At 68.2% G+C, this 25,191-nt stretch carries 26 protein-coding genes; 11 read left to right on the top strand and 15 right to left on the bottom strand.

Translation table 11 applies throughout. The annotated features are described in order from the left end of the window. Positions 1–68 precede the first annotated feature (68 nt). Positions 69–953 (top strand): 50S ribosomal protein L3 N(5)-glutamine methyltransferase, encoded by an 885-nt coding sequence (gene prmB, locus VFL64_RS02195; protein ID WP_489538744.1) that lies wholly within the window; start codon positions 69–71, stop codon positions 951–953. Here prmB and VFL64_RS02200 read toward each other — a convergent pair. Beyond that, positions 950–2,182, bottom strand: a complete 1,233-nt coding sequence (locus VFL64_RS02200) for a cystathionine gamma-synthase family protein (RefSeq protein ID WP_489538745.1) — start codon at positions 2,180–2,182, stop codon at positions 950–952. The genes prmB and VFL64_RS02200 overlap by 4 nt on opposite strands. A gap of 38 nt (positions 2,183–2,220) precedes the next feature. On the opposite strand from VFL64_RS02200, the gene VFL64_RS02205 reads away from it, so the two are divergent. Then, entirely contained in the window at positions 2,221–4,152 is a 1,932-nt protein-coding gene (locus VFL64_RS02205; RefSeq protein ID WP_489538746.1) for an ABC-F family ATP-binding cassette domain-containing protein, read from the top strand. On the opposite strand, the gene VFL64_RS02210 is transcribed toward VFL64_RS02205, so the two are convergent. Next, positions 4,149–5,435 (bottom strand): serine hydrolase domain-containing protein, encoded by a 1,287-nt coding sequence (locus tag VFL64_RS02210; protein ID WP_489538747.1) that lies wholly within the window; start codon positions 5,433–5,435, stop codon positions 4,149–4,151. The genes VFL64_RS02205 and VFL64_RS02210 overlap by 4 nt on opposite strands. 114 nt (positions 5,436–5,549) lie before the next feature. Between VFL64_RS02210 and VFL64_RS02215 the strand changes: the two genes are divergently transcribed. Then, on the top strand, positions 5,550–6,035 hold the full coding sequence (locus tag VFL64_RS02215; RefSeq protein WP_489538748.1) for a MarR family winged helix-turn-helix transcriptional regulator: 486 nt from the start codon (positions 5,550–5,552) through the stop codon (positions 6,033–6,035). 34 nt (positions 6,036–6,069) lie between these two features. Then, complete coding sequence (locus VFL64_RS02220; RefSeq protein ID WP_489538749.1) at positions 6,070–6,495, top strand: organic hydroperoxide resistance protein; 426 nt, start codon at positions 6,070–6,072, stop codon at positions 6,493–6,495. Here VFL64_RS02220 and VFL64_RS02225 read toward each other — a convergent pair. Beyond that, a complete protein-coding gene (locus VFL64_RS02225; RefSeq protein WP_489538750.1) occupies positions 6,476–7,423 on the bottom strand; it encodes an asparaginase in 948 nt (315 codons plus the stop codon). The genes VFL64_RS02220 and VFL64_RS02225 overlap by 20 nt on opposite strands. Positions 7,424–7,505: 82 nt before the next feature. On the opposite strand from VFL64_RS02225, the gene lexA reads away from it, so the two are divergent. Genes lexA through VFL64_RS02240 form a run of 3 tightly spaced genes read left to right on the top strand, consistent with a single transcriptional unit; the run spans position 7,506 to position 8,919 of the window. After that, the gene (gene lexA, locus VFL64_RS02230; RefSeq protein WP_489538778.1) at positions 7,506–8,183 is read left to right on the top strand and encodes a transcriptional repressor LexA; all 678 of its coding nucleotides are present in this window, start codon (positions 7,506–7,508) and stop codon (positions 8,181–8,183) included. 7 nt (positions 8,184–8,190) lie between these two features. Then, positions 8,191–8,508 (top strand): helix-hairpin-helix domain-containing protein, encoded by a 318-nt coding sequence (locus tag VFL64_RS02235; protein WP_489538751.1) that lies wholly within the window; start codon positions 8,191–8,193, stop codon positions 8,506–8,508. A 12-nt stretch (positions 8,509–8,520) separates the two neighbouring features. Next, positions 8,521–8,919: a DUF3224 domain-containing protein gene (locus tag VFL64_RS02240; RefSeq protein WP_489538752.1), complete on the top strand. Its 399-nt coding sequence runs from the start codon at positions 8,521–8,523 to the stop codon at positions 8,917–8,919. 13 nt (positions 8,920–8,932) lie between these two features. Here VFL64_RS02240 and VFL64_RS02245 read toward each other — a convergent pair whose 3' ends face one another. From VFL64_RS02245 to VFL64_RS02265, 5 genes are read right to left on the bottom strand one after another with little or no spacing between them, the layout of a single operon-like run. After that, a complete protein-coding gene (locus tag VFL64_RS02245) occupies positions 8,933–9,340 on the bottom strand; it encodes a nuclear transport factor 2 family protein (RefSeq protein ID WP_489538753.1) in 408 nt (135 codons plus the stop codon). 3 nt (positions 9,341–9,343) lie between these two features. Next, positions 9,344–10,060 (bottom strand): SDR family oxidoreductase, encoded by a 717-nt coding sequence (locus VFL64_RS02250; RefSeq protein ID WP_489538754.1) that lies wholly within the window; start codon positions 10,058–10,060, stop codon positions 9,344–9,346. A gap of 27 nt (positions 10,061–10,087) precedes the next feature. Further along, positions 10,088–12,508, bottom strand: a complete 2,421-nt coding sequence (locus VFL64_RS02255; protein WP_489538755.1) for a penicillin acylase family protein — start codon at positions 12,506–12,508, stop codon at positions 10,088–10,090. A gap of 46 nt (positions 12,509–12,554) precedes the next feature. After that, complete coding sequence (locus VFL64_RS02260; protein ID WP_489538756.1) at positions 12,555–13,193, bottom strand: LysE family translocator; 639 nt, start codon at positions 13,191–13,193, stop codon at positions 12,555–12,557. Position 13,194: 1 nt separating this feature from the next. Next, entirely contained in the window at positions 13,195–13,701 is a 507-nt protein-coding gene (locus VFL64_RS02265) for a DUF1993 domain-containing protein (protein WP_489538757.1), read from the bottom strand. Positions 13,702–13,781: 80 nt separating this feature from the next. Between VFL64_RS02265 and VFL64_RS02270 the strand changes: the two genes are divergently transcribed. Then, on the top strand, positions 13,782–14,792 hold the full coding sequence (locus VFL64_RS02270) for a D-2-hydroxyacid dehydrogenase family protein (RefSeq protein WP_489538758.1): 1,011 nt from the start codon (positions 13,782–13,784) through the stop codon (positions 14,790–14,792). Further along, positions 14,789–16,003, top strand: a complete 1,215-nt coding sequence (locus VFL64_RS02275) for an MFS transporter (RefSeq protein WP_489538759.1) — start codon at positions 14,789–14,791, stop codon at positions 16,001–16,003. Before VFL64_RS02270 ends, VFL64_RS02275 begins: the two co-directional genes overlap by 4 nt. On the opposite strand, the gene VFL64_RS02280 is transcribed toward VFL64_RS02275, so the two are convergent. The 6 genes from VFL64_RS02280 to VFL64_RS02305 form a co-directional block, all read right to left on the bottom strand. After that, the gene (locus VFL64_RS02280) at positions 16,000–16,458 is read right to left on the bottom strand and encodes a DUF302 domain-containing protein (protein ID WP_489538760.1); all 459 of its coding nucleotides are present in this window, start codon (positions 16,456–16,458) and stop codon (positions 16,000–16,002) included. The two genes, VFL64_RS02275 and VFL64_RS02280, sit on opposite strands and share 4 nt — an antisense overlap. A gap of 192 nt (positions 16,459–16,650) precedes the next feature. Beyond that, positions 16,651–17,277: a uracil phosphoribosyltransferase gene (gene upp / locus VFL64_RS02285; RefSeq protein WP_489538761.1), complete on the bottom strand. Its 627-nt coding sequence runs from the start codon at positions 17,275–17,277 to the stop codon at positions 16,651–16,653. Between the two features lie 10 nt (positions 17,278–17,287). Beyond that, positions 17,288–18,043: an SIR2 family NAD-dependent protein deacylase gene (locus tag VFL64_RS02290; RefSeq protein WP_489538762.1), complete on the bottom strand. Its 756-nt coding sequence runs from the start codon at positions 18,041–18,043 to the stop codon at positions 17,288–17,290. Between the two features lie 90 nt (positions 18,044–18,133). After that, the gene (rlmB, locus tag VFL64_RS02295; RefSeq protein ID WP_489538763.1) at positions 18,134–18,868 is read right to left on the bottom strand and encodes a 23S rRNA (guanosine(2251)-2'-O)-methyltransferase RlmB; all 735 of its coding nucleotides are present in this window, start codon (positions 18,866–18,868) and stop codon (positions 18,134–18,136) included. A gap of 16 nt (positions 18,869–18,884) precedes the next feature. Further along, the gene (locus VFL64_RS02300) at positions 18,885–19,247 is read right to left on the bottom strand and encodes a response regulator (protein ID WP_489538764.1); all 363 of its coding nucleotides are present in this window, start codon (positions 19,245–19,247) and stop codon (positions 18,885–18,887) included. 14 nt (positions 19,248–19,261) lie between these two features. Next, positions 19,262–22,072 (bottom strand): response regulator, encoded by a 2,811-nt coding sequence (locus VFL64_RS02305; protein WP_489538765.1) that lies wholly within the window; start codon positions 22,070–22,072, stop codon positions 19,262–19,264. A gap of 167 nt (positions 22,073–22,239) precedes the next feature. Here VFL64_RS02305 and VFL64_RS02310 point away from each other — a divergent pair, with 167 nt between their 5' ends. Both VFL64_RS02310 and VFL64_RS02315 read left to right on the top strand, forming a co-directional pair. Next, complete coding sequence (locus VFL64_RS02310) at positions 22,240–23,478, top strand: glycerophosphodiester phosphodiesterase (RefSeq protein ID WP_489538766.1); 1,239 nt, start codon at positions 22,240–22,242, stop codon at positions 23,476–23,478. 79 nt (positions 23,479–23,557) lie between these two features. Further along, positions 23,558–24,487: a hypothetical protein gene (locus VFL64_RS02315; protein WP_489538767.1), complete on the top strand. Its 930-nt coding sequence runs from the start codon at positions 23,558–23,560 to the stop codon at positions 24,485–24,487. On the opposite strand, the gene VFL64_RS02320 is transcribed toward VFL64_RS02315, so the two are convergent. Further along, entirely contained in the window at positions 24,479–25,189 is a 711-nt protein-coding gene (locus VFL64_RS02320) for an acetyltransferase domain-containing protein (RefSeq protein WP_489538768.1), read from the bottom strand. The two genes, VFL64_RS02315 and VFL64_RS02320, sit on opposite strands and share 9 nt — an antisense overlap. Positions 25,190–25,191: the final 2 nt, after the last annotated feature.

The raw sequence follows: 25,191 nt of genomic DNA on the forward strand, positions 1-25,191 counted from the left end.
TGGGTCGCGGTCGCCGACATCGACCCCTTGAAGAACATCTACCGCGGCGTGCTGGAAAGACTGTTGACGTGACCCTCATCGAACTCATCACCGCGCAAGCCGCCCGCCTCAAACAGGCGGGCGTTTCATTTGGGCACGGCACGACCAACGCGTTCGACGAGGCGGCGTGGCTGGTGCTGTGGGCACTCGGCATGCCCCTGGACGAACTGGAGCCGCACGCCAAACGCGTACTCACCACCGAAGAGCTCGCCAAGATCGACACCGTGATCACCGAGCGCATCGACACGCGCCGCCCGGCCGCCTACATCACCAAGGAAGCCTGGCTGCAGAACGTGCCCTTCTACATCGATGAGCGCTCCATCGTGCCGCGCTCCTTCATCGCCGAGCTGCTGGCCGATGGCGAGGGCGAAGGCACGCTCGACGCCTGGCTGTCGGATGAAACCCACCGCGTGCTCGACCTGTGCACCGGCAACGGGAGCCTGGCCGTGATCGCCGCCATGGCCTACCCGGAGGTGAAGGTCGATGCGGCCGACATCTCCGACGATGCGCTGGCCATCGCCCGCATCAATATCGACAAGCACCGCTTGAGCAAGCGCATCACGCTCGTCAAGTCGGACCTTCTGGATGATGTGAAAGGCCCCTACGACCTGATCGTCTGCAACCCGCCGTACGTCAACACGCAGAGCATGCGCGAGCTGCCCAAGGAGTACCTGCACGAGCCCCAGCTTGCGCTGGCCGGAGGCGACGACGGCATGGACCTGGTGCGCCGCATCCTGAAGGACGCCCCCTCGCGCCTGAGCCCCATCGGCGTGCTGGTGCTGGAGATCGGCAACGAACGTGCGCACTTCGAGCACGCCTTCCGCAAGCTCGAAGTGGCCTGGCTCGACACCAGCGCGGGTGCCGACCAGGTGCTGCTGGTGACGCGCGACGCCCTCGCGCGCTGGGCACGCTAGAACCTGGCGAGCGCCTGCGCAAAGTCGGCCTGCAGGTCGACGTAGTCTTCGATTCCCACCGAGAGCCGCACCAGCGACTCGGAGATGCCCATGCGACGGCGCTTCTCCAGGCCCATTTCCCAGAAGATGGTCTGCGCCACGGGGATGGCCAGCGTGCGGTTGTCGCCCAGGTGGCTCGACTTGATGACGAGTTCCAGCGCGTCGAGGAAGGCCGCCATGTCGTGCCCTTCCTTCAGCTCGAAGCTCATCAGCGCGCCGTAGGCCCGGAACCAGCGCTTGGCCTGCTCGTGCTGCGGGTGATTCGGGAGCCCCGGGTAGTGCACCGCCTGCACGCCCGGCTGCGCGCTCAGCCAGGTGGCCAGTTTCAGCGCGTTGTCGCAGGCGCGGTCCAGGCGCAGGGCCAGCGTCTCGGCGCCGGTGGCGATGCGGTGTGCGGCTTCGGCGCTCAGGGTGGCGCCGATGTCACGCAAGCCCTTCTTGCGGATCTGCAGCAGGCCCCAGGTCTTGGGCGCGCCCTTCTTGTACGAGGCCTGGATGTTGGGGTAGCTGGCCCAGTCGAACAGGCCCGTGTCGGTGATCGCGCCACCCAGCACGTTGCCGTGGCCGCTGATCGACTTGCTGAGCGAGTTCATCACCAGGCCGGCCCCGAACTGCGACGGGCGGAACAGATGCGGCGTGGTCATGGTGTTGTCGACCACGTACAGAAGCCCACGTTCTGCACACAGTTTGCCAATGGCATCCAAGTCGACAATCTGGGTTCTGGGGTTGGCAATCGTTTCTACGAAGACAATACGGGTTTTCGGGGTGATGGCCTGGGCCACCTGCGCGGCGTCGGTGGCATCCACCAGCGACACCGAGCAACCCAGTGCCTCGATGGTCTGCAGGAGGCTGGCGGTGTTGCCGAAGAGGAACTGGCTGGCCACGATGTGGTCGCCCTGTTTCAGCAAGGCGAACAGCAGCGAGCCGATGGCCCCCATGCCGGTGGCGAAGCTCACGGTGCCGACGCCGCCTTCGAGCAGGGTGATCTTGTTCTCCAGCGCATGGCTGGTGGGGTTGCCTTGGCGGGCATACACGTGCCCGCTGCGCTCGCCCTGGAACACGGCCATCAGCTCGGCGGCCGTGTCGTAGCCGAATGCCGCTGACACGTGCAAAGGCTTGTGGGTGGCGCCATGCTCCACACCGGCCAGCCGGTCGGCATGAAGGATTTGAGTGGTCAGGCCTCGGGTCATGATCGTTGCGGTTTCAGAGAAATAGATTCGATTTCATCATGATTGTCATCAAGAACGTCACCCTGCGCCGCGGCACGAAGATCGTGCTGCAGGACGCGAGCGTCACCCTGCAGCCCGGCGAGAAGATCGGCCTCATCGGCCGCAATGGCGCAGGCAAGTCGTCGCTGTTTTCGTTGCTCAGGAACCGTCTGCAGTCGGACGCGGGCGACGTCTCGATCCCACCTCGCTGGCGTGTCGGAGAGGTGGCGCAGAACATGCCCGAGACCGACCAGGGCGCCACCGAGTTCGTGCTCGAAGGCGACACCCGCCTGATGGAAGCCAATGCGGCCCTGGCCGCCGCCGAGGCGGCCGACGACGGCCACGCCATGGCCGAGGCACACCAGGAGATCGCCGAAGCCGGCGGCTTCGAGGCGCGCCCCCGGGCGCAGGCCCTGCTGATGGGCCTGGGCTTTCGCGTCGACCAGCTCGACGACCCGGTCAACAGCTTCTCAGGCGGCTGGCGCATGCGCCTGCAGCTCGCGCGTGCGCTGATGTGCCCGGCCGACCTGATGCTGCTCGACGAGCCCACCAACCACCTGGACCTGGACGCCCTTGTGTGGCTCGAAGCCTGGCTGCAGAAGTACGAAGGCACCATGCTCGTGATCAGCCACGACCGCGAGTTCCTCGACGCCATCACCAAGGTCACGCTGCACCTGGACGAGACCCGACTCACCCGCTACACCGGCAACTACACCGCGTTCGAAGAGATGCGCGCCGAGCGCCTGCTGCAGGCCCAGGCCAACTACGCCAAGCAGCAGGAGCGCATGGCCCACTTGCAGAAGTTCATCGACCGCTTCAAGGCCAAGGCCAGCAAGGCCAAGCAGGCGCAAAGCCGCGTGAAGGCGCTGGCCCGCATGGAGAAGCTGGGCCCGGTGCTCACCAGCAGCGACTTCCAGTTCGAGTTCCGCGAGCCTGTCTCGCTGCCCAACCCGATGCTGGCCTTCTCGATGATGTGCTGCGGCTACAACGGCACGGCCATCGTGAAGGACATCAACCGCTCGGTGCTGGCCGGCCAGCGCATCGGCATCCTGGGTGCCAACGGCCAGGGCAAGTCGACCCTGGTGAAGACCATCGCGCACGAGATCCCGCTGATCTCGGGCGAAGTCACCGAAGGCAAGGGCCTGTCGATCGGCTACTTCGCCCAGCAGGAGCTCGACGTTCTCTCGCTCGACGACGGCCCGCTGATGCACATGATCCGCCTCGCGCGCGACGTGGGCCCGCAGGCGCGCGAGCAGGAGCTGCGCGACTTCCTTGGTTCCTTCCGCTTCGTCGGCGACATGGTCTCGCAGGCCGTGGGCTCGCTCAGCGGCGGCGAGAAGGCGCGCCTGGTGCTGGCCATGCTGGTGTGGCAGCGCCCCAACCTCTTGCTGCTCGACGAACCGACCAACCACCTCGACCTCACCACGCGCGAAGCCCTGAGCATGGCGCTCAACGAGTTCGAAGGCACGGTGATGCTGGTCAGCCACGACCGCGCCTTGCTGCGCGAGGTGTGCGACGAGTTCTGGCTGGTGAGCGAAGGCACGGTCAAGCCCTTCGATGGCGACCTCGACGACTACCAGAAGTGGCTGCTCGAAACCTCGCGCGAGATGGCCAAGGCCGCGCGCGAAGCCGGCAACGCCAAGGTGAAGGCGAAGAAGGCCGCCGAAGCAGCGCCCAAGCCCGAAGACCGGAAGGCTGCCGCGCAGTCGCGCCAGAAGGCAGCCGAACAGACCAAGCCGCTGCGCAAGGAACTGGAAGTCATCGAGAAGCGCATCGCGGCCTTGACCCAGGAGAAAGGCAACATCGAGACGGCATCTGCCCGCCCTGACCTCACGCCAGCCCAGCGCGTCGAGCAAGGCAAGCGCCTCAAGCAGATCGCCGACGACACCGAGGTCGCCGAAGGCCGCTGGCTGGAGCTGACGACGCAGATCGACGAGCTCAGCGCGAACTAGCTTCCGAGCGCCAGCGCCACCGCGTGATACGCCGGCAGCGACACCGGGTCGTTGAAGGCATTGCCCGCGCCAGGGTGAGAGGCAAAGCGCGCGATGACCAGCTCGGCCGCCGGGTCCACGTAGATCGCCTGGCCGTGGATGCCGCGCGCCATGAAGGCACCGTGCGCGTTGTGCGAGACCCACCACATGCTGCGGTAGCTCCATCCGTCCAGGATGGGGAAGCCCGCGCGAGCGCACTCCCCTCGCTCGCCGCCGCGGCGGATGTCGGCCACCACGCTGGCCGGCACCACCTGACGCCCGTTGAACACACCCTCGCAGCGCATGGCCTCGCCGAAGCGCGCCATGTCGCGCAGCGCGAGGTTGAGCCCGCCACCGGCGAACTCGGTGCCCCAGGCGTCGATGGCGAAGTAGGCGTCGAACTCCATGCCCAGCGGTGACCACAGCCGCTGCTCCAGCAACTCGGCAAGCGTCAGGCCCGTCACGCGCTTGAGCACCCAGGCCAGCACGTCGGTGTTGGCGGTCTTGTAGGCGAAGGCCTGGCCGTGTGCACCCTGTTTGCCAACCGTGCACAGGTAGTCGGTGAGCGATGCCGCATCGCCGGGCTGGCGCGGCGCGAGGCCGATGGCACGGCCCAGGCGGACGGCACCGGAGTCGGGGTCCAGGTAGTCCTCGGTGTAGGCAATGCCGGTGCGCATGTCGAGCAGCTGTCGGACCGTGGCGTCGCCGAACCCGCTGGCCGCGAGCTCGGGCACGTAGTGATCCACGCGCTTGGTTTCGTCGAGCGCGCCTTCAGCCACCAAGCTGGCCGCGATGGTCGCGACGAAGGACTTGGTGACCGACATCGCCAGGTGCGGCAACTGCGGCTGCAAGGCACCGAAGTAGCGCTCGTCGACGATGCGGCCCTTGTGCAGCACCAGCACGCCATCCGTCCAGGTCGCCTTGAGGCCCTGCTCCCAGCCCATGGGCGACGAGGCGCCGATGGCCGTGAAGCGCAGGCCATCGAGGCTGCGCGGCGCGCGCGGCAGGGCCGACACCGGCCCCTCACCGCGCCACACCTCGCTCGTCGGCAGGAAGTGGCGCTGGTGGCTGAACGACCAGCGGATCTGCGGAAAGCGGTTGCGGCTGTTGTCGGCGAAAAGCATGCGCTTCTCGGCGGAGGGCGGCGCACCGCGCATCCAGCCCAGGCGACGCGGGTCGCTCGCATCCGCATCGGGCTGGTCGGCGTTGAACGCGGCCACCGTGCGGGCGGCGGCCAGTGCAGCTTCGGTGTAGGTGTCGGTCATGAATCCACCATACCCGCTGGCCCCGCGTGCGGCCACCCCGGTTCAACCCTGCGGCCGGCAGGGCAATTACATTGCACACAATTTAATTGCCAACATTCGATTAAAGTCTCGTCCATGCCAACGACCCGACGCACCGACGAACAGCCCGACTGGCTGCAGCTCGACCAGCAGCTCTGCTTCGCGCTGTACTCCAGCTCGCTGGCCATGACCAAGCTGTACAAGCCGCTGCTGGCGCCGCTCGGGCTCACCTACCCGCAGTACCTGGCCCTGCTGGTGCTGTGGGAGCGCGATGGCCTCGCCGTCGGCGAACTGGGCGAGCGCCTGTTCCTCGACTCCGGCACCCTCACCCCGTTGCTCAAGCGCATGGAAACGGCCGGCTTGATCCGCCGCGAGCGCGCCGCCGAAGACGAGCGCCGCGTGCTGGTGAGCCTCACGCCCGAAGGCCGCGCGTTGCGCCAGAAGGCACGTCGCATCCCTCTTGAACTGGCCGAGGCCACGCGCTGCGATGCGCGCGAACTCGCCAGCCTCGTACAACGCCTGCAGGAGCTGCGCACGCAGCTGCTGGGCGCTGCAGAAGACGCGTCCTCACCGACGCATTGACCCACTGACCAACCACCCCTGAACGGAGCTCACCATGGCACTCGAGAAAGTCCTCTACACCGCCCACGCCACCGCCACCGGCGGCCGCACCGGCACCGCCAAGTCCTCGGACGGCGCCCTCCAGGTCGACCTCAGCACCCCGCGTGAACTGGGCGGCGCTGGCGGCAGCGGCACCAACCCCGAGCAGCTGTTCGCTGCCGGCTATTCGGCCTGCTTCATCGGCGCGATGAAGGCCGTGGCCGCGGGCCAGAAGATCAAGCTGCCCGATGACGTGTCGATCACCTCCGACGTGGGCATCGGCCCCATCCCTGGCGGCTTCGGCATCCAGGTGGCGATGGCCATCACGATCCCGGGCTTCGAGAAGGCCCAGGCCGAGGCACTGGTCGCTGCTGCTCACAAGGTGTGCCCGTATTCGAACGCAACCCGCGGCAACATCGACGTCACGCTGACGGTGGTTTGAGCAGCTGAAGCATCAGCTCGACCCGCGCCTTCACCGGCGTGAGGTCACCGGCCGACGGCAGCGCGTCGTCGGCCCCTTCGATCACCCGGCCGTTACCGCAGCGGCTGCTGCGCCACACGGTCACCCCCTGGGCCTGCGCCTCCAGCAGCGCGTCTTCCAGCGCATGGTGCAGGGTGCCGTTGCCGGTGGCAGCCACCACCAGGCCTTGCACGCCCAGCTCGCACGCCGCGCGCACCAGCGCACCGCTGGCGCCGGCGTGGCTGGTCACAATCTCCACCTGCGGCCAGGCGGCTTCTTCCGCAGGCAGCCACTGCAGGCCCACGGCAGGCTCGGCGCGCACGCCGCGCCACAGGCGCAGCTGCCCTTCCTCGATCACGCCCAGCGGACCGGCATCGCCTGAATCGAAGGCATCGAGCCGGTAGGTGTGGGCCTTGCGCACTTCACGCGCGCCGTGCAACTGCCCATTCGCCACCACCAGCACGCCCTGCACGCCGGCATGCCCGGCAACACGCACAGCATCGAGCAGGTTCTGCGGGCCGTCGGCCTGCAGCGAGGTGGCTGGGCGCATGGCGGCTGTCAACACCAGCGGCTTGGCAGGCGCCAGCACGCGATGCAGCAGGTAGGCGGTTTCCTCCAGCGTGTCGGTGCCGTGCGTCACCACGATGCCGGCGACCTCGTCGCGTGCCAGGTGGTGCGCCGCGCGCACGGCCAAGGCGCGCCACACCGCAAAGCCCATGTCCTTGCTGTCGAGTTGGGCGACCTGCTCGCACTCCAGCGTCTGCTGGGCCAACTCGGGCACGGCCGCCACGAGTTGCGCCACACCGAGTTGCGCTGCGGTGTAGCCCACGTTGTCGCCCGCCACGGCCGACGTGCCGGCAATGGTGCCGCCCGTCCCCAACACCACGATCACACGCGCAGTCTTTTGCATTTTTGTCGAAGCTGGATGAAAATACAGCCACTGGATGGATGCTCAGCCTCGCTGAGCGCACCCCGTGCCCACAAGGATCGCCATGTACGAAGCGCCCAAACTCACCGAACGCCAGCAGCAGATTCTCGACCTGGTGCAAAGCGCCATCGAACGCACCGGCGCCCCGCCCACGCGGGCCGAGATCGCTGCCGAACTGGGCTTCCGCTCCGCCAACGCGGCCGAAGAACACTTGCAAGCCCTGGCCCGCAAGGGCGTGATCGAACTCGTGGGCGGCACCTCGCGCGGCATCCGTTTGAAGTCTGACACATTGCGTGCGCTCAACGAGAGCCGCGGCAAGCAGTTCAGCCTGCCCTTGCCCAGCCTGTCGCAGCTCACGCTGCCGCTTGTGGGCCGCGTGGCCGCCGGCAGCCCCATCCTCGCGCAGGAACACATCGACCAGACCTACCTGATGGAAGCCAGCATGTTCCCGCGCCGGCCCGACTACCTGCTCAAGGTCAAGGGCATGAGCATGCGCGACGCCGGCATCATGGATGGCGACCTGCTCGCCGTGCAGAAGGCCAAAGACGCCAAGAACGGCCAGATCGTCGTGGCCCGCCTGGGCGACGAGGTCACCGTCAAGCGTTTCAAGCGCACCCGCACAAGCATCGAACTGCTGCCCGAGAACCCCGACTTCCAGCCCATCGTCATCCCCTTCGGTGACGTCGACTTCGAACTCGAAGGCCTGGCCGTGGGCTTGATTCGCAACAACATGCTGATGTGAGGCAGGCATGGCGCCACGCAAATCAGCCTCCATCAAGTCACCCAAGGCCCACAGCGCCGATGAGTGCGAGCAGCTGGAACAGCTGCCCAACATCGGCCCGGCACTCGCCGAAGACCTGCGCCTGATCGGCATCGACCATCCCCATCAACTGCGCGGCAAAGACGCCTTCGTGCTCTACCAGACGCTGTGCGCCGTCACCGGGCAGCGGCACGACCCGTGCGTGCTCGATACCTTCATGGCGGCCACCGACTTCATGGGCGGCGCGGCCCCGGCGCCGTGGTGGAGCTACACCGCGCAACGCAAGGCCTTGTTCGGCCACGTCTGAAAGCTTCAGATCATGAGCACACGCGCCACTGGTTCCTTCGAAGTGAAGCTCACGCCGCAGACGCCGGTGCATGCCGATGCCGGTGTGGGCCGCATGTCCATCGACAAGGTCTTCAGCGGCGATCTGCAAGGCAGCAGCCAAGGCGAGATGCTGGCCGCGATGACCGCCGTCAAGGGCTCGGCCGGCTACGTGGCCATCGAGCGGGTGTCTGGCACGCTGCACGGCAAGAGCGGCAGCTTCATGCTGCAGCACACCGGCGTGATGGACCGCGGCACACCCCAGCTCGACGTGAACGTGGTTCCCGATTCAGGCACCGGTGAACTCACCGGCCTCGCGGGCCGGCTTGCCATCGACATCGTCGATGGCAAGCACCTCTACACCTTCGACTACACCTTGCCAGCGACCTCGTAGCAGGCGTGCCTGCTCACCACGGCTCGAAGCAGTCGTAGTTGCGCTGCACACGGATGTGGCCTTCGCTGAGCTCGAAGAACATAGCGAAATGCGCCGTCATCGTGGCGCCTGCCGCCAGCGTGCCGAGCGGAACGGCCAGGATGCCCGTCCATGTGGCTTCGACAGCCACGCGCTGGGCCTGTGCGATCTCGGACTTGATCTCGTAGTGCTGACTGCGCAGCAGCGCCTTCCCTTGTTCCGCACGCTTCAGCAGCGTGGCGAGGTCGCTGCTCCCGCCGCCGGGGTTGAGCCGGTTGGGAAGTTCGATCTGGCGCGCATCGGGTGTGAAGAACCGGGCCAGTTGATCTCCGATCGCACCAGCCTCCAGGGCCTGGAGATAGGCCCGGACCAGCGCCAGGTTGTCGTCCTCGAGACCCTGCATGATTCACCCCTTGCGCATGATCCTCTCGGCCACCGACGGTGCCACACGCGCCAGCACGCTGGCCGCCTTGGCCTTGCCGACCTTGATGGTCGCCTGGTCGCGCAGGTAGCCCTGCCAGAAGGCCGCGGCCACCGCCTCGGGCGCCAGCTTGCCGCTGCCGCGGCCTGTGGTCATGGCCGTGTCCACCAGGGGCGGCATCAGCTCGAAGACGCGCACCGGCGTGCCCTCCAGCTGCCAACGCAGCGCCTGGGTGAAGCTGTGCAGTGCCGCCTTGCTGGCACAGTAGACCGCGGCCGAGGGCTTGGGCACAAGCGCCAGCACCGAAGTGACGTTGATCACTGCCGCCTCCGGCGCCGCGGCCAGCGTGGGCAGCAAGGCATGGGTGAGCTGCAAGGGCGCGAATAGGTTCAACTGCAGCTCTGAGTCGATGCGCTCGGCCGGCAACTGGCGGAACTCGCCGTTGACCTGCACACCCGCGTTGTTCACGAGCACCGACACGTCGCTGCATTCGCGCACCAAGGCCTCCCGGTCCTGCGCATGGGTGAGGTCGGCCACGCGGTAGCGGGCCCCCGGCATGTTCGCCACGGCCGCAGCCAGCGCCGCCTCGTCGCGCCCGACCAGCAGCACACTGTTGCCATTCGCATGGAAGCGCCGAGCCAGGGCCAGGCCAATGCCTCTGCTGCCGCCGGTGATGAGAACGCGATGTCCTGATGAACGCATGAGTTCCCTTGAGGGTCTGGGTCTGGGTCAGGGCCGTGGCTGGAGTACCAAGGTCCGCTTTGCTTCGCCGCCCCACACCGGCACGTCCCGCACCCCGGCCCAGCGTTCGACGAAGGCGCTGTACAGCGGTGAGAACACGATGCCCGACTGCCCGCTCGAATGCATGAAGCGCGACTTGGCCGGATCGGCCAGGTCGTAGAGCGCACGGAACGAGGGGCCGTGTTCGTCGAGGTAGAACTCGCCGGTGGTCGGGTCGGCCCGCAGGCTCACCCGCGAAACGTTGACGGTGTAGGTGTCGCCACCCACCGGCGTACGCAGTTCGAACCAGCGGCTGAGCGGCTTGACCCGGCTGAAGGGCCGGTGCTCCGAGCGCGCCTGGTGCGCCCTGCCCCATTGCCACTTGGAGACGTCAGCACCCTGTGCAGCCTGCAGCTCCTCCAGCGCGCGGGTGAAGGCGGCGTTGACCTGGTCGTCGCAGGTCTCGACCGCGGGCGTCGCCTTGTCGTCGCACCACCAGGCGTCGCTGCGCGTCAGCACACCTTCCAGCCCCTCGCGGAAGCTGCGCACAGCCACCTGCCGCTCGTACAGCGGGTCACCCATCTCGTCGCGGAAGACGCCTTGCATCAGCTGCCGCGTCCAGGCCCAGGCGATCAGCGGTGCGGCCTTGTCGGCGGCCATGCTGCCGTCGAAGGCGGCCAGCTCGCGCTGCGCGGCGGCGGCCAGCGGGTGCGTGGACGTGGCCTTGCGCAGGCGCGCCACCAGCCGCAACGTGGCGGCCGAATGCACGTCGGCCTGGATGGCGCGCAGGCTCTCCAGGGTGTGCTTGGGGCGCGCGGCCAGCAACTCTTCGATGCGCTGCTGCCGGTAGGGTGGCGCCCATTCGCTGGTCAGGAAGTGCGGGTAGTCGGCCGGGTGGATGCGCTGGTTGGCGGTGGCGATCCAGCCGCGAGGCGGGTCGATCTCGCGCGGCGTCCAGGTCGGCTCCAGCACGCCGGCCCAGTCGTAGCGTGCGTCCCAGCCGGGCGACGGCACCAGGCCCTTCAGGTCGTTCTCGGGCTTGCGCACCGGCACGCGGCCGGCCGAGACCACGCCGATGTGGCCCTGGTCGTCCGCCACCGCCATGTTCTGCATGGGCGCGAGGCTCTTGGCGGACCCCGCGACGAACTCGGCCACGCTGCGGGCGGTGTTCGACTCGATGCCGGCGTCGATGGTGCCGGAGTCGATGTCGAGTGCCGTCCAGCGCAGCGCCAATGCATAAGCTGGCTGCGAGGCCGGCCCGGTGAGGCCCACGGTGGGCGAGCCGCCTGCGTCCGAGATCACCGGCCCGTGGCGGGTGCTGCGCACGACCAGCGTCACGTCGGGCTTGCCCTTGACCTTGATGGTCTCGGTGAAGCTCGTGAACTCGGCCCAGCCGGTGGGTGTCTGGTATTGCGTGGCGTCGTCGGGCTTGATGCGCTCGATGTAAAGATCCTGCACATCGGGCGCCGTGTTGGTGAAGCCCCAGGCGATGTGCTCGTTCTGGCCCAGCACCACGAAGGGCAAGCCCGGCATGGTGGCACCGGCCACCTTGAAGCCCGGTGCGTCGATGCGCGCCAAGTACCACAGGGCGGGAGCCGAGAGCTTGAGGTGCGGGTCGTTGGCCAGCAGCGGCTTGCCCGATTCGGTGTGCGAGCCATGCACCACCCAGTTGTTGGAGCCCACGCCCTCCACGCCCGACTCGGGCGCGGCGTTGAGCGCCTGCTGGCCGATGCTGCCGCTCAGTCCCAGCCCGCGGAACAGCGCGGCGTAGTCGGCCGTGGCCAGCGGCTTGTCGCCGGGGTATGGCGGCAGCAGTTCGTTGATGCGCTCGACCGGCAGCTTGAGCGACAGGCGCAGGCGCAGCAGTTCGGCCGACCAGTTGGCGCCCAGGTCCCAGGCCATCATCGTGGCCCAGGCCATGCTGTCTTCGGGCACCCAGGGCTCGGGCTGCACGCCCAGCAGCATGAACTCGGGCGGCCGCGCGCTCATCTCGTTCTGCACGAAGGCGTTGACGCCAGCCGCGTAGGCCGTCAGTGCGGCGTGCGACGGGGCGCTCACCTGCGCGTACTGCTCCGCCGCGGTGCGGCGCACGCCCAGCGCGCGCAGGAACTTGTCGGTCTCCAGCGCCGACTCGCCAAATGCTTCGGCCAGACGGCCCGAGGCAATGCGCTTGTGCGTCTCGAGCTGCCAGAGCCGGTCTTGTGCATGCACGTAGCCCAGGCCGAACATCGCGTCCTCGCGCGAGGCGGCCTTGATGGTCGGGATGCCGTCGGCGTCGCGCTCGATGCGCACCTCGGCCTTGGGGCCTTGCAAGAGGGTGATCGTGCCCTGCGTCACCGGCAGCACGCGGCGGCTGTAGATCCACAGTGCGGCGGCCCCCACCACCAGCACCAGCAGCACACCCCAGGCGGTGCGACGAAGCCATTTCATGTTGTTGTGGTTCCTGCGATCGAGAAAGAGAAGCGTCGACAAGAGCTCAGCGGCTGCCGAGGGCGAGCTTGACGCCCAGCCCGACGAACAGCGCGCCCGCCACCCGCTGCAGCCAAGGGCCCAACCGGCCCGAGCCTGCTCGGCCCGCCCACCGCTCGCGCGCCGTGCCGGCCAGCCATGCCATGGCCAGCGTGACCAGGGTGCCGTTGACGGTGAACACCAGCCCCAAGAGGGCGAAGGCCAGCGCCTGGTGGCTGCTACCGGGTGTGATGAACTGCGGCAGAAAGGCCAGGAAGAACAAGGCGACCTTGGGGTTGAGCGCGTTGGTCAGCGCCCCGCGCCAGAACACGCGCCGCGGGTCGTACGCGGTGGATCCGGCCGTTGCCGCACCGCGGGTGCGCCACATGCCGATGCCCATCCACACCAGGTAGGCCGCACCCAGCCACTTCACCACCGTGAAGGCCAGCTCCGAAGCCGCGAGCAAAGCCGACAGACCCAGTGCCGCCAGCGTCACATGGAACAGGCAACCAACGCCGATGCCCAGCGCCGCCAGCATGCCTGCCCGCCGCCCGCCGGCAGCCGTGTTGCCGGCCACGTAAAGCAGGTCGGCCCCGGGCGTGAGGTTGAGCAGCAGGCCCGCCACCACGAAGAGCGGCAGGTCGTGGACACCCAGGCCAGCCAGCATCTCAGCTCAGGCCGAGGAAGTCGCCCTTGCCCAGCTCCACGCCGTTGTGGCGCAGCAGCCCGTAGGCGGTGGTCACGTGGAAGTAGAAGTTGGGCAGCGCATAGTGGTCGAGGTAGGCCTCGCCCTTCATCGCCAGCACACCGTCGCGGCGCGGCACGGAGATGTCCTTGTCGTCCGAACCGTTGATCTTGGCTTCGGGCACCGACTGGACGAACGCCAGCGTGGAGGCGATGCGCTCCTTCAGCTGCGCCAGCGTCGTCTCGTTGTCTTCGTGCTTGGGAGCGTCGACGCCAGCCAGTCGCGCCACGCAGAACTTGGCGGTGTCACAGGCGATCTGGACCTGCTTGGTGAAGGGCAGCATGTCGGGGGCGAGCCGCGCGGCGAGGTAGACGGCGCCGTCGAACTTCTTGGCCTGGGCATGGGCCTCGGCCTTGTCGATCCACTTGGACAGGCTGCCGAGCTTGCGCACAAACACCGGCACGCTGGCCGAATACATGGTGATGGACATGGTGTCTCCGTGTTTCTGAGAGCCCGGATGCTACTGCGGAGCGGGCACAATGACTTGTCACCTTACGCAGTGCCCTCTTGATGAACATCATCATCCTCGACGACTACCAGGACGCGGTCCGCAAGCTCAAGTGCGCCGCCCGGCTGGAGCACCTCAACGCAAAGGTCTTCACCAACACCGTCAAGGGCATCGGCCAGCTCTCGGTGCGCCTGCGCGACGCCGAGGTGCTGGTGCTGATCCGCGAGCGCACGCACTTCCCGCGGCAGCTGCTGGAGAAGCTGCCCAAGCTCAGGCTGCTGGCGCAGACCGGGCGCGTGGGCCCGCACATCGACATCGAGACCTGCACCCGCCTGGGCATCGCGGTGGCCGAGGGCGTGGGCTCGCCGGTGGCGCCGGCCGAACTCACCTGGGCGCTGATCATGGCCTCGATGCGGCGCCTGCCGCAGTACGTGGGCAACCTCAAGCACGGCGCGTGGCAGCAGTCGGGCCTGAAGGCCGGCTCGATGCCGCCCAACTTCGGCATCGGCATGGTGCTCAAGGGCAAGACCCTGGGCATCTGGGGCTACGGCCGCGTCGGCGAGCTGGTGGCGGGCTATGGCCGCGCCTTCGGCATGAACGTGCTGGTGTGGGGCGGAGAGAACTCGCGCGAGCGCGCACGCGCCGCGGGCTTCACCACCGCCGAGTCACGCGAGGCCCTCTTCGAAGCCAGCGATGTGCTGAGCCTGCACCTGCGCCTGGCCGATGCCACGCGCGGGATGGTCAAGCTCGACGACCTCTCGCGCATGAAGCCCACCTCGCTGCTCGTGAACACCTCGCGCGCCGAGCTGATCGAGGAAGGCGCCCTCGTTTCTGCCCTCAACCGCGGCCACCCCGGCATGGCGGCGGTCGACGTGTTCGAGACCGAGCCCATCTTGCAAGGCCACCCGCTGCTGCGGCTGGAGAACGCGGTGTGTACGCCGCACATCGGCTACGTGGAGCAGGACAGCTACGAGCTTTACTTCGGCGCGGCGTTCGACAATGTCGTCAACTTCGTCAACGGCAACCCGACGGGCATCGTGAATCCGGCCGCGCTGAAAGTGCTGAGAGGATGAGCGCAACGGCGCTCACGGCCCACCAACAACTCACCCGCGCCCGCTGGGCGCTGATGTTCGGCAACTTCTCCATCGGCTGCGGCGTGATGGTGGTGGCCGGCTCGCTCAACGACCTGGTGCGCTCGCTCGACGTGAGCGTGGCGCTGGGTGGGCAACTCATCGCGGTGGCCGCAGCGCTGATGTGCTTCGGCGCGCCGGTGCTGGCCGCGCTGGTCGGCGGCTGGGACCGGCGGCGCCTGCTCACCTTGGCACTGGTGTGGTTCGCAGTCGGCCATGCGCTGTGCGCGCTGATGCCCAACTACGCGCTGCTGCTGCCCTTGCGCGCCCTGTGCGTGGTGGCGGCGGCGGTGTTCACGCCGCAGGCCGCTGCCGCCATCGGCTTTGTCGCACCGCCCGAGGAGCGCGGGCGCGCCATCATCTTCATCTTTCTCGGGTGGTCGGTGGCCTCGGTCGTCGGCATGCCGGTGCACAGTTTCATCGGCGAGCGCTTCGGCTGGCGCTGGGCCTTCTGGCTGGTCACCGTGCTGTCGGGCAGTGCGGCGTGGTGGCTGTGGAAGGTCATGCCCGATGGCGTCAAGCCACCGGCCATGCGCCTGGCCGCGTGGCGCGAGGTGTTCACGCACCCGGTGCTGATGGCCATCGTGCTGGTCACGGCCCTCTCGGGCGCCGGACAGTTCACGCTCTTCGCCTACATGGCGCCCTACTACCGCCAGGTGATCGGCGCCGACGCGGCGGAGACCAGCTTCCTGTTCTTCTGGGTCGGTGCCCTGGGCCTGGGGGGCAACCTGCTGCTGTCGCGCTACATCGACCGCATCGGCGCAGCCCGCATCGTCGCGGCCTCGCTGAGCGCCATGGCCCTGAGCATGCTGGCCTGGCCGCTGGCCGTGACGGTGGTGGGCATCGCCATCGTGATGGTGCCGTGGGGCCTGGGCGGCTTCGCGGCCAACTCAGCGCAGCAGGCCCGCCTCGGGCTGGCGGCGCCTGAACTCGCCACCGCCTTGATGGCGCTCAACACCTCGGCCATCTACCTTGGCCAGGCGATCGGTGCGGCGGGTGGCGGCGCGGTGGTCGCCGCCCACACGGCCCTCGGACAAACCGGCCATGCGGTCTACAGCAGCCTGCACTGGATCGCGCTGGCCTGGATGGTGGTGGCGATCGCGCTCAGCCTGTGGGCGCAGCGGCAGATGGTGAAGAGCGGCGGGCGGGCTTAAGCGCCCAGCGCTTCGTCGAGCATGGCTGGCAGGTCGGCCAGATCGTTTTGCACCTGCGCGGGCAGGTCTTCGGGCAGGTCGCGCAAGGCGCCCTCGTGCAGGAAGACTTCGGTGCCTTGCCGGCCCGGCTTGAGGTACACGCTGAGCAGCAAGTCGGGTTGCGCATCGGGCGTCTCCATCTGCACCGGTGTGCCGCCCTGCGAAGACTCCAGGACGATCACGTAGGGCTGCGATTCACCCCCGATCGCAGCCGCCTGCTGGGGCAGGCAGGCCAGCACGTGCATGCCATGGCGCAGCGCGGTGGCCTCGATGCGCTGCACGGTCTCGGAGACGCTGAAGCGGCTCAGGCGCGTGGGCGCCACGCGCTCTTCGGCCGCGAAGCTGCGGCCACCGCTGACGGCGGCCACCATGATGGCCACGCCGCTGGTCATCCAGAAGCGAAATGGGTTCTTCATCAGAGTTTCCTTTGCGCTTTTGAACGAGCGACCTTACCGGCCGGGGAGCGCGGGGACAAGCCGTTGGGCAGCGAAGAAACGTAAAGGTTTTTATCGCGGCGCAACATCGCTTCACCCACCAGGGAAACCGAATATCGGGTATGCCTGTGACGCCGGTTTGACCGAGCGCGCCCGAGGGGTTTTCGGGTCTTTCTACTTGGTGCCGAAGATCTTGTCGCCCGCGTCGCCGAGGCCGGGAATGATGTAGCCCTGCTCGTTGAGGTGGCTGTCGATGGCGGCTGTCCAGCAGCGCACGTCGGGGTGCTCGCGTTGCAGCGCGGCGGCGCCTTCGGGTGCCGCCACCAGCACCAGCGCACGCACGTCGGTGCAGCCACGGCGCTTGAGCAGGTCGACGGTCGCGATCATCGAGCCGGCCGTGGCGAGCATCGGGTCGACGATGAGCGCGGTGCGCTCATCCAGGTGGCCGACGAAGTTCTCGAAATAGTGCTCGGGTCGCAAGGTCTCGTGGTTGCGGCTCAGGCCCACCACGCTCACCTTGGCGTTGGGCACCATGTCGAGCACCCCGTCGAGCATGCCCAAACCGGCGCGCAGGATGGGCACGACGGTGACCTTGCGGCCGCGCACCTGGTCGATCTCGACGGGCCCGCTCCAGCAGTCGATGGTGGTCTTCTCGAGCGGGAAGTCGGCGGTGGCCTCGTAGGCCAGCAGGCGGCCGAGTTCGTTGGTGAGTTCGCGGAACTGCTTGGTGGAGATGTCGCGCTCGCGCAGCAGGCCGATCTTGTGCTTGACGAGCGGGTGCTTGACTTCGATCACGGGCATGGCGCGCCTTTCAGTCCAGGTCGAGCAGCAGAGGCAACAAGTGTGCCGCGGTGCCGCGCAGCAGCAGGTGGGCCTCGCTGTCGATCTCGCTGGGCTCGGGGTTGACGATCACCACCTTGGCACCCGCCCTGCGCGCGCGGCCCGCCAGGCCGGCCGCGGGGTACACCGCACCGGAGGTGCCCACCACCAGCATCACATCGCAGCTGTCGGCCAGCCGCTCGGCCGCCGACAGCGCTGCCACCGGCAGCATCTCACCGAACCACACCACACCCGGGCGCACGCGGTTGCGGCACTCTGCGCAGCGTGGCGGGCTGCCGGGCTGCGCCTGAGCGGTGTCGCACACCGGGTCACGGCGGCAGCGCTTGAACCAGGTGTCCTGCAGGATGTCGCCGTGCAGGCGGATCACCTCAGGGCTGCCGGCGCGCTGGTGCAGGTCGTCCACGTTCTGGGTGACGATGTGCACGCGACCGGTGTGCTGCCGGGCGAAGCGCGCCAGCGCCAGGTGGCCGGCGTTGGGCTGCGCCGCGCGCACGCCTTCGCGGCGGCTGGCGTACCACTCCCACACCAGAGATGGGTCGGCGCGGAAGCCCTCGGGGCTGGCGAGCTGCATCGGGTCGAAGTGGGCCCACAGGCCCGACTGCGCATCGCGGAAGGTTGGGATGCCGCTCTCGGCCGACATGCCGGCGCCGGTCAGCACGCACAGGGAACGCGCACCCAACAGGAGTTGTCTTGCCGACCTCAACGACGCAGCCGGCTCGTCCATCATGCCTGCCCCTCGGCCGACGGGTACATCAGCCGATCCCCCGGGGGGATCACGGGACGGCTTGGGAACGGCCCGGCGCTCGTCCCGTCCATGTCAGCCGCCGCGCTGCCGCAGCGCCTCGTACAGGCACACGCCTGACGCCACCGACACGTTCAGGCTCTCCACCGAGCCCTTCATCGGCAGGCGCACCAACTCGTCGCAGGTCTTGCCGGTGAGCTGGCGCATGCCCGCCCCTTCGGCGCCCAGCACCAGGGCCACCGGGCCGGTGAGGTCGATCTCGTAGAGCGACTTCTGCGCGCTGTCGGAGGTGCCGATGATGCGGATGTCGCGCTCCTTCAGTTCGTTGAGCGTGCGCGCAAGGTTGGTCACCATGAAGTACGGCACCGTCTCGGCCGCACCGCTGGCCACCTTGGCCACGGTGGCGTTGATGCCGACGGCGTGGTCCTTGGGGGCGATGACGGCATGTGCGCCGGCTCCGTCGGCCACCCGCAGGCAGGCGCCCAGGTTGTGCGGATCGGTGATGCCGTCGAGCACCAGCAGGAGCAGCGGGCCGTCGATGGCGTCGAGCGTGTCGTCGATTGAATGGCTCATCGCCACCGGCTCCACGCGCGCCACCACGCCCTGGTGGCGATGCGTGCCGCACAGCTTGTGCAAGCGCTCGTCGTCGCTGTCGACGAAGCGCACACCGGCCTCCTTGGCACGCTCGACGAACTGCCGCATGCGCTGGTCGCGCCGGGTGGCGTCGACGTGGATCTCGAGGATGGACTTGGGTGCCGTCTTGAGGCGCACCGTGATGGCGTGGAAGCCGAAGAGGATCTTGCTGCTCATCCTCCGATGTTAGTCGTCAGGCGAGCGTGTTCCGCACCACCGCCACCAGGTCGTTGTAGTGGTAGGGCTTGGCCAGGTAGGCGTCGCAGCCGGCGGCGAGGATGCGCTCGGCGTCGCCCTTCATCGCCAGCGCGGTGAGCGCCACCACCTTGATGTGCGCCGTGCGCGGGCTGTTCTTGAGCACCCTGGTCACGGCCAGGCCATCCAGGCCGGGCATCTGCACGTCCATCAGCACCAGGTCGGGCTGCCGCTCGCTGGCCAGCTCGAGGCCGGCCTCGCCGCTGTCGGCCGAGAGCACGGCGTGCCCGGCTTTGTTGAGCACCAGCTGCGCGAGCTTGAGGTTCTGCAGGTTGTCTTCGACCACGAGGATGGTTGCCATGTCGACCGTCTCCTTCAGGCGCTGGTGTGGTCATGCAGGCGCCGGCGCCGCGCCAGCGCGCGCTTGACCTCGGCCACCAGCGCGGTGGAATGGAAGCTCGTCTTCTCCATCACCTGCTGCACCTTGCCGCTGAGCAGGCTGCGGTCGTCGCGCGTGAGCGACTTGGCGGTGAGCACGATGATGGGGATATCGGCCGTGGCCGCGTGGCCGCGCAGCCCGTGCACCACGTCGAAGCCCGACACCTGCGGCATCATCAGGTCGAGCACGATGAGCGCCGGCGGGTCGCTGCGCACCAGGTCCAGCGCTTCCTGCCCGCCGTAGGCGCCCATCGGCGAGTAGCCTGCGCTCTGCAGGTGCTTGCTGACCAGCGCCACGGCCTTGGGGTCGTCGTCCACCACCAGCACGCGCGCATCGGCCGGCGGGGCATCGAGCCCTGCGGCGGCCAGGGCGGCCAGCAGGTCGCCCTGCGTCACCGGCTTGATGAGCACCTGCGCTGCACCGAGCGCGAAGCCGCGCTGCGCTTCGTCGGTGATGGAGACGATCACCACCGGAATGTGGCTGGTGTCGGCGCGGTCCTTCAGGTGGGCCAGCATGTCCCAGCCGTCCATGCCGGGCAGGACGATGTCGAGCACCAGCGCCGCCGGGTGCAGCTCGGCGGCACGCACCAGGCCTTCCTCGGCGCTGTGCGAGAACTCCACGCGGTAGCCCTGCGCCTGCAGCTGCACCCGCATCAGGTTGGCAGCACGCGGGTCGTCTTCGACCACCAGCACCAACGGGCCGGCACCGCGGCCGGCCGGTTCGGCGGGCATCAACACCGGCGGCAGTGCAGGCTCTGGGGGCGGCGCCTCGGCCTCGCGCCAGGGCAGCCACACCGTGAAGACCGAACCACCACCCGGCACGCTGCGCACCATGAGCCCGCCGCCGTGCAATTCGGCCAAGCGCTTGACCATGGTCAGCCCGAGACCCGTGCCGGTGTACTGGCGCGAAAGCGAGGAGTCGATCTGCACGAAGGCCTGGAAGAGCTTGCCGAGGTCGTCGGGCGCGATGCCGATGCCGTTGTCGCTGACGCGGATCTCCAGGAAGCGCTCATGGCCCTGCTCCACCGGCTCGAACACCCGCGTGCCCAGGCCGTCGCGCGCCAGCAGCACCTGCTCGCGCGAGACCTTCTCCAGCGCCAGCGTGACGCTGCCGCCTTCGGGGGTGAACTTGAGCGCGTTGGACACCAGGTTGTAGACCACCTGCTTGGCCTTGCGCGGGTCCAGGCGCAGCCAGCCCAGCCCTTCGGAGCAGGCGACACCCAGGCGCACGCGCGTGGCAGCCGCGCGCTCGCGCAGCACCGACAGGGTGCCTTCCGCGAGCTGGGCCGGGTCGGCCGATTCGAGTTCGAGCGCGATGTGGCCGGACTCGACCTTGGACAGGTCGAGGATGTCGTTGATCAGCGAGAGCAGGTGCTTGCCGCTGATGTGGATGTCGGTCACGTACTCGCGCTGCTCGGCGGGCAAGGGGCCGGTCAGGCCGTCCTTCATGATCTCGGAGAAGCCGATGATCGCGTTCAGCGGCGTGCGCAGCTCGTGCGACATGTTGGCCAGGAACTCGCTCTTCATGCGGTTCGCGCGCTCGAGCTCGGCGTTCTTGCGCTGGATGTCTTCACCGCGGCTGCGCAGTTGTTCGGCCAGCAGCGACAGCTCTTCGAGCTGCCCGAGGTTGTGCAAGGCCACGCCGAGCTGCGAGCACAGGCGGTCGACGAACTCGCGGTCGCGGTCGGTCAGGCGCGCACTGGCGGCCAGGGCCAGCACGCCCAGCAGGCGGCCCTGGTGCTGCACCGGGCACATCAGCATGGCGGCAGGCTTCACCGCGGCCAGGCCGGTCTCGATGCGCAGCCCGTCGGCGGCGTCGAAGCCTTCCAGGTAGACCGGCCGGCCTTCGCGTGCGGCAGCGCCCACCGGCCCTTCGTCCAGCCGCAGCGTGGGCCGGATGTCGGCCGGCACCGCGCGCGAGGCCGCCAGGCGCAGCGCGCCGCCCCACTCCTCGTGGGCGTAGAACGCGCTCACCGGGAACAACGGGTTCTCGGCCACCAGCGCCAGCGTGCCCTGGAGCACGGCCTCGCGCCGGTTCTCGGCGTTGTAGAGCGTCAGCGCGCGGGCGTGCAGGGTGTCGTAGGCGCGCTCTTCGGCCACCTGCACCTCGGCCTGCTGGCGCGCGCTCAGGTCGCGCACCATGCGCCAGAAGACCAACGGCAGCAGCAGCAGGAGCAGCACGACGAAGGAACCGAAGAGCCACGCGGTGATGCGCGCATGCCGGCGCTCGTCGTCCACGTGGCGGGTGAGCAGGCGCGCCTCTTCGTCGCTCATGGCGTCGATCAGCGGGCGCAGGTTGTTCAGCGCCTGTGCGCCGATCTCGATGCGCTGCTCGGGCGAGAAGTCGGTGCCGTTCAGGATCAGCGCCTCGCTCTGGCGGTAGAGCTGGGTGCGCACCAGCAGCTCGCGGCGCAGGTCGGCCGTGCGCGCAGCCTGCTCCGGGTTGTCGGCGGTGAGGCGTGCCAGGTCGGCCTGGCCCTTGTCGAGCAGGTCGAGCGCCACGTTGCGCTCGCTGCGGTAGGCGAGGTTGCGCGTGGCGAGAAAGGCCCGCTGCCCCGCCTCGGCACGGTACAGGCTTGCCTCCAGGTCGTTGATGACGCCGCGCACCTGGTGGGTGTGGCTCACGTAGGCCGCGGCGGCCACGGTGCGCTGCGCGAACTCCCAGGCGAAGGCGGCCAGGGCCAGGATCACCGCCGCGGCCAGGGCCATGCCCGCCGCGCCGAACTGCTGCACCGACATCTTTCTCATCTTGTGTGTTCTCAACTGCTTTTCCTCGATGGGGTAACCGTATCCGCACCGGTCACCCGGCTCAACTGACACATGTGTCAGGGCGGCCGCTCCGGCATCTCCCCATTCACGGCGGTGTCATCGCCCGGGCCTATGGTTCTCGTCCACCTCAACACGGAGACAACACCATGACCTCCTGGAAGAACCTGCGGCTGGCCCTGGCCGCCACCCTCGCCTGCGCCGGCTGCGCCCAGCCGGCCTTTGCCGACCAGGCCGCACACCGCCACAACCACGATGCTCCGCCGCTCGTGATCGGCCATCGCGGCGGCGCAACCGGCTACCTGCCCGACCACACGCTGGAGAACTACGCCCTGGGCATCCAGTTCGGGGCCGACTATGTGGAGCCCGACCTCGTGGCCACCAAGGACGGCCACCTGATCGCCCGCCACGAGCCCAACCTCGTCGACACCACCAACGTCAAGGACCTGCCGCAGTTCGCCAACCGCCGCCGCAAGGTCGTGCTCGACGGCGTGGAGACCGATGGCTTCTGGGCCAGCGACTTCACCCTTGCCGAGATCAAGCAGCTGCGCGCTGTGCAGCCGCTGGGCGACCGCGACCCGTCGTTCAACGGCAAGTTCGAGATCCCCACGCTGCAGGAGGTGATCGAACTCGTGAAGCGCAAGTCGCGCGAAGAAGGCCGCACGATCGGCATCTACCCCGAGACCAAGCACCCGACCTACCACCAGCAGATCGGCCTGCCGCTCGAAGACCGCCTGCTGGCCGTGCTCACGCGCGCCGGCTGGAACCACCGCGGCGCGCCGGTGTTCATCCAGTCCTTCGAGACCGCCAACCTCAAGTACCTGCGCTCACGCACCAGCGTGCGCCTGGTACAGCTGGTGGATGCCGACGACGTGAACGCCGACGGCTCGCTGGCCTTCAACAAGCCTTACGACAAGCCCTATGACTGGGTCGTCTCCGGCCGCGCAGGACTGTTCAAGGATCTGCTCACGCCGCAAGGCCTGGCCGAGGTGCGCACCTATGCCGACGGCGTCGGCCCCTGGAAGACCTACCTCATCAGCAGCAAGTGCAAAGTGCTGGCCGGCAGCGGCTGCGCCGACAGCAACGGCGACGGCCTCATCGACGAGCGCGACCGCGTGCTGACGCCCGCCACCGACATCGTGGCCAACGCCCACAAGGCCGGCCTGCTGGTGCACCCGTATACCTTCCGCAGCGAGCAGAAGCGCCTGGCCAGCAACTACGCCGGCAGCCCGGTCAACGAGTACCTGGCCTTCTACGCCCTGGGCGTGGACGGTGTCTTCGCCGACTTCGCCGACGATGCCTTCGCCGCCCGCGCGATGCACCTGCTCAAGACCGACCCGGACTACGCGCGCTGCCTGGTCAACGAGCGGCGTTGCGGGCGCGACTGACGAGCGAACTGCTGACAGAGGAACCCTCCGCGCCTAGACTGCGCTGCATCGGCGAAGCAAGCGCCGAGGGAGGGCTTCCATGCGCAAGTACCTGCTGGCTGCCGTGCTGGTCGCGGCCCTGTCCCTCGTTCTCACCCTCATGTCATTGGCCAGCCTCTACGGGTACAACCCGTTCGGGCTGGACCTGGTCAAGCACTTCGGCCAGTTCACCACGCTGGCCGACACCACGGCCTACGTGCAGGCTGTCTCTGCGATCGCCACCGCCATTGCCACCATCTTTGCCCTGGTGGTCGGTGCGATCGCCATCATTGCGGTGATCGAGTCGGAGCGCTCGGAGCACAAGTCGGTCGAGCAGATCAAGATCGACCTGGCCTCGCTCGCGGGCCTCGCGCTGGCCTTGCGCAACCGGGCCTTCCTGTACACCAACGTGTCGGCGATGGATCTGGAGCAGGACGTCTTCGCAGAAGAACGAACGCGCCTCATCGCCATCCTCACCAGCCCGACCGGCCTGGCCATCTACCTGCGGCCGGGAGAGCTGTTCCTGGATCTGTGCGGCCTCGTGGACTGCCTCACCCTCAAGCGGGAACAAGGCACGATCCAGGCCGTTCTCAACCTCATTGCCCAGCGCGCCTCCAACGTCATCCAGACACTCTCCGGCGTGAGCGAGGCCGAGTTTGAATCCATCTCCAAGCCGCTGTCCCGCCTGGGCCAGGGCCTGGCGCACGCGGCCCAGGCCGTGAAGGGAGACCCCTTCTCGCAGTTGCAGGCCGACATGCAGGAACACCACCTGTCGAAGTTCCGCGCCCCGACGGAGCGCGAGATCCTGCTGCTGATGCAAATGGCTTCATCGCAGGTCGGCGGCGAAGCGCACCGGATGATCGAGCGCTTCGGCAGGCTGGCCATGCACGGTTCGGCGCAGGATCGCGCCAACTTTCACAAGCTGGTGAGCCAGCTCTTCAACATCGAGCTCGACGAGCTCCAGCACGACAAAGACGCGTCGTCACCCTGACAGCGCCCGCACCGCCATCAAGATGCCGATCAGCACCGGCTGGTGCAGCATGTAGAAGCTGAGCGACCAGCGGCCCAGCGTGGCCAGGGGCGCCAGCGGCCGGGGCAGCGCACCGGTGAGCCACTCGCCCCGGTTCGCCAGCACCCATTGCCCGGCGGCCATGCCCCACCACATGACGCCGATCCACGGCAGCACCGGGGCATAGTCTTCGGTGACGGGCTTGCGCGTGATGAGTCCCACCCAATTGGTGAGCCGCGTGTCGAAGAAGCTGTGCTGCACCAGGTGCGGCAGCGCGATGGCCACGGCACCCATCAGCCACAGCCAGCGGCCCGAGCCTGCGGTCAGTCGGGTGATGATGAGCATCACCGCGATGCCGTGCAGCACGCCGAAGCTGATGTAGCTGCGCGGAAACATCAGGTACGACCCCGCCGTGACCAGCAGCGCGCAGCCCGCCACCTGCGCCCAGCGCCGCCAGAAGCGCTGCCAGCCCTGGCGCTGCTCCCACGCGATGGCCTGGCCCATGCCGGCGCAGAACATGAACAGGCTGACGATCACCACCCGCTGCACCGTCCAGAACGGGTCCTTGTAGAAGTTCTGCGAAATGAACTTGAAGTGGTTCAGGTCGAAGCAGAAGTGGAACGCGGCCATCCACAGGATGGCGGTGGCGCGCAGTGCGTCGAGGCGGTCGAAGCGGGTCGTCATGC

Origin of the sequence: Rhizobacter sp. (assembly GCF_035702065.1) — a bacterium.
Classification (GTDB): Bacteria; Pseudomonadota; Gammaproteobacteria; order Burkholderiales; family Burkholderiaceae_C; genus Rhizobacter.